Source organism: Calidithermus terrae, from assembly GCF_003574345.1.
In the GTDB taxonomy this organism is placed as follows: Bacteria; Deinococcota; Deinococci; order Deinococcales; family Thermaceae; genus Calidithermus; species Calidithermus chliarophilus.
The window spans coordinates 1-2,723 of the sequence record NZ_QXDL01000336.1; the positions used below are offsets into that span (position 1 = coordinate 1).

The 2,723-nt window shown below is 73.3% G+C and carries 1 protein-coding gene; it reads left to right on the forward strand.

Translation table 11 applies throughout. The annotated features are described in order from the left end of the window. Positions 1-803 precede the first annotated feature (803 nt). The coding region (locus tag Mterra_RS20295) for a PAS domain S-box protein (RefSeq protein ID WP_119316749.1) at positions 804-2,723 on the forward strand (1,920 nt) is incomplete at its 3' end.

Here is a 2,723-nt window from a genome sequence, read left to right on the forward strand (position 1 = left end):
GGACTCCCTCGACCCCGCCGGAAACCCCTCCCTCGAGATCACCGACTGGCAGATGACCAGCGGCGGCCGCATCCCCGTACGCCCCGGCCCCGAAGACGGCACCGGGGCCCTCAGCCCCGAGGAGCGCGAGTCGCTCGAGGAGGACCAGACGCCTAATCCGGGGCGGAAGTAGGCGGTCGGCAGCCGGACGCCCGGTGCCGGGCGCGGGTTGTGCGTCGTGCGTCGTGCGTCGTACGTCGTACGTCGTACGTCGTACGCAAAACGCTAAACGCAAAACGCTAAACGCAAAACGCAAGACGCCCCATCGGGGTTAAGCGTCCACTGGGGTTGTGCCCGGCCCGCAGGCTAACTACAGCCCCACGCCCCAGGGGACATCCGCTCGATGGTCGCTGCCGTGCCCCGGCCGTGTTCCCGCGGCTCACGCGGGAGGGGGTGGGCGGGGTGGCGCAGACGGGCATGCCGCCGAGTCAAGGTGCGGCCCGCACCCCCGCGTACGCGGGCGCTGAGGCCCGGCGGCATGTCTGCGAGGGGGTGGCCGTAGGCCATACCGGCTTTGCCGGTAACCTGGAGTCCCTCGGGGGCCGCCAGGGGGAGCAGGTTTCCGGCGTACGCCGGGTCGCGTACCGCGATGCCCTCGCCATGTGGAATGGCCTCCCCCTCCGGCCCCTGACGGCGGAACCGACACCGCCAAACCAAAACACCGCAACACACCCCCTCCCCACCCGCAAAGAAACACCCCGAACAGGAACCGACCTCTGATCCATCCCATGAAAAGCCTGGAACTTGGATGGATAATTGGGGAGGTGAAGCCCGAGCAGCCAAGACCCAACCTCCTGCCGACCCCCGAGCTGGAGCCCGAAGGCGTGGGCTGGTGGCAATGGGACGTCGTGAGCGACACCCACCACTGGACGGCGGGCTTCGAGCGGCTGCTGGGCCTCGAGCCCGGCACCTTCCGGGGCGGGGTGGAGGCCTTCCTCGAGCGCGTCCACCCCGACGACCGCCCCCGCATCAGCTCCATGGTGGAGGCCAACCTCCGGGAGGGCTGGCCCCGGCCGCGCGAGTTCGAGTACCGCGTGGCCCTGCCGGGTGGGCAGGTGCGCTGGGTGAGCAGCCGGGCCATCGTCATCCACGACGCGCAGGGGCAGGCGCTGCGGGTGGTGGGGGTCGAGATCGACGTCACCGAGCGCAAGCTGGCCGAGGAGCGCTTCCGGCGGGTGGTCGAGTCCATCCCCAACGCGCTGCTGATGGTCAGCCGTGAAGGGCGGGTGGTGCTGACGAACTCCGAGGCCGAGCGGCTGTTCGGCTACGGCCGTGAGGAGCTGCTGGGCATGCCCGTCGAAAGCCTGGTGCCCGAGCGCTTCCGCCAGCAGCACCGCTCACGCCGCGCGGGGTTCCTGGCCGACCCCCAGGCGCGCGCGATGGGGGCGGGGCGGGAGCTGTTCGCCCTGCGCAAGGACGGCCGCGAAGTCCCGGTGGAGATCGGCCTCAACCCGATGCACACCCCCGAGGGCGACTTCGCGCTGATCTCCGTGATCGACATCTCCGAGCGCCGGCGGGCCGAGGAGCGGCTGCGCGAGAGCGAGGCGCGCTTCCGCACCCTCGCCGACACCGCGCCGGTGATGGTGTGGATGTCCGGAGCCGACGGGCTGTGCGACTACTTCAACACCGGCTGGCTGAACTTCACCGGGCGCCCCCTCGAGCAGGAGCTGGGCAACGGCTGGGTCGAGGGGGTCCACCCCGACGACCGGGAGCGCTGCCTGGGGACCTACGCCACCGCCTTCGACCGGCGCGAGCCCTTCGAGATGGAGTACCGGCTGCGCCGCCACGACGGGCAATACCGCTGGATCGTGGACCGGGCCGTCCCGCGCTACACCCCGGGGGGCGAGTTCCTGGGCTACATCGGCGCCTGCATCGACATCCACGAGCGCAAGCGGGCCGAGGAGCGGCTGCGGGCGCTGCAGGAGGTCACCGCGAGGCTGGCCGGGGCCCAGACCCTGGCGGAGGTGGGGCAGGTGCTGCTGGAGGAGGTGCTGGGGGCCCTGGGCGCCAACGGGGGCGGCCTGCGGCTGGTCACGCCGCAGGGGCTGGTGCTGGAGGAGCACGTGCTGGGCACCCACGCCGACGCCGAGGCCGCCCGGCGCTTCGGCCTCGTCCCCCTCGACGCCCTCCACCCCGCCGCCGAGGCCGCCCGCACCGGCGAGCCCGTCTTCCACCGCGACCGCCGCCACATCCTCGAGCGCTACCCGCACTTCGCCACGGACGTCGCCCGGCTGGTGGTCGAGGCCAACGCCCACCTGCCGCTGCGGCGGGGGGAGGAGGTGTTCGGGGTGCTCTCGCTGAGCTTCGCCGAGCCCTGCGCCTGGGACGAGGGGGAGCGGGCCTTCGCCCTGGCCCTGGCCGACCGGACCGCCATCGCCTACGAGCGCGCGCGGCTGTTCGAGGAAGAGCGCCAGGCGCGGCGGCGGGCCGAGGCGCTGCAGGCGGTGAGCGCCGCGCTGGCGCGCGCCTCCACGCCCCAGGAGGTGTGTGAAGCCGCGACGCGCGAGGGGGCCACGGTGCTGGGGGCCCGCACCGGGGCCCTGTTCCTGCGCGAGGGCGCCACCCTGCGGGCCGTCGCCCGCGCCGCCGCGGCGCCGGTAGACCCCGGGCTGCGCGAGCGCTACTACGCCATACCCCTCGACTCCCCCATCCCCGCCGCCGACACGGCGCGCGACGGCCACCCC